The organism is Mesorhizobium sp. M0136 (assembly GCF_040322515.1).
GTDB lineage: Bacteria > Pseudomonadota > Alphaproteobacteria > Rhizobiales > Rhizobiaceae > Mesorhizobium.
In genome coordinates this window covers 1-1,492 of record NZ_JAMYTP010000065.1, presented here as the reverse complement: position 1 = coordinate 1,492, position 1,492 = coordinate 1, and the positions used below count along the sequence as shown (strand labels likewise).

Genomic DNA, 1,492 nt, shown 5'->3' with positions numbered 1-1,492 from the left:
GCCGTCGCCGCCGGAAAGCCGCTGGAGATCATGGAGGTCGACCTCGAGGGCCCTCGCGATGGCGAGGTGCTGGTCGAGATCAAGGCAACCGGCATCTGCCATACCGACGAGTTCACGCTGTCGGGCGCCGACCCCGAAGGCCTGTTTCCGGCGATCCTCGGCCATGAGGGCGCCGGCATCGTCGTCGATATCGGCAAGGGCGTCACCTCGGTCAGGAAGGGCGACCATGTCATCCCGCTCTATACGCCGGAATGCCGGCAGTGCCCGTCCTGCCTGTCGCGCAGGACCAACCTGTGCACCGCCATCCGTGCCACGCAGGGACAGGGCCTGATGCCCGACGGCACCTCGCGCTTCTCGATCGGCAAGGACAGGCTGTTCCACTATATGGGCTGCTCGACCTTTTCCAACTTCACCGTGCTGCCCGAGATCGCGGTGGCCAAGGTCAATGCCGACGCGCCCTTCGACAAGATCTGCTACATCGGCTGCGGCGTCACCACCGGCATCGGCGCTGTGATCAACACGGCCAAGGTCGAGCAAGGCGCGACGGCGGTTGTGTTCGGCCTCGGCGGCATCGGCCTCAACGTCATCCAGGGCCTGCGCCTTGCCGGCGCCGACATGATCATCGGCGTCGATGTGAACAACGACAAGAAGCAATGGGGCGAGAAGTTCGGCATGACGCATTTCGTCAATCCGAAGGAGATCGACGGCGACATCGTGGCTCATCTCGTCAACATGACCAAGCGCGGCGCCGACCAGATCGGCGGCGCCGACTACACCTTCGACTGCACCGGCAACACCAAGGTCATGCGCCAGGCGCTTGAAGCGTCGCATCGCGGCTGGGGCAAGTCGGTCGTCATCGGCGTTGCCGGCGCCGGCCAGGAGATCTCGACGCGGCCGTTCCAGCTGGTCACCGGCCGCACCTGGATGGGCACCGCCTTCGGCGGCGCGCGCGGCCGCACCGACGTGCCGAAGATCGTCGACTGGTACATGGCCGGCAAGATCGAGATCGATCCGATGATCACCCACACGCTGAAGCTCGAGGACATCAACAAGGGCTTTGACCTGATGCATGAAGGCAAGTCGATCAGGAGCGTGGTGGTTTACTGAGGAGGAGAAAGCCGCCGGCTAACCAGCCAGCGGCCGAAAAATGCAGATGTTCAACACGGGAGGAGACAAAAATGCCGGAAAAACTGCATCCTAAAATCGACAATGGACTGCCACGGGAAAAGCCCGACTTTGCCGGCGGCACGCTGGTCTGCGCCTGCACCAGCAACCCGGTCAAGGTGAAGGTCAAGGGCCAGATCGCCCACAACCATGCCTGCGGCTGCACCAAATGCTGGAAGCCGGAAGGCGCATTGTTCTCGGTCGTGGCGGTTGCCGGTACAAACGACGTGACGGTGACCGAAAACGGCGACAAGCTGAAGGTGGTCGATCCGGGCGCGCTGATCCTGCGCCATGCCTGCACCGGCTGCGGCGTCCACATGCACGGCCC

At 63.8% G+C, this 1,492-nt stretch carries 2 protein-coding genes; both read left to right on the top strand.

Annotated features, from left to right (window positions below):
- A partial coding sequence (locus NKJ35_RS30770) for an S-(hydroxymethyl)glutathione dehydrogenase/class III alcohol dehydrogenase (protein ID WP_352651387.1) occupies positions 1-1,107 on the top strand: 1,107 nt, incomplete at its 5' end.
- Positions 1,108-1,178: 71 nt separating this feature from the next.
- A partial coding sequence (locus NKJ35_RS30765; protein WP_352651385.1) for a GFA family protein occupies positions 1,179-1,492 on the top strand: 314 nt, incomplete at its 3' end.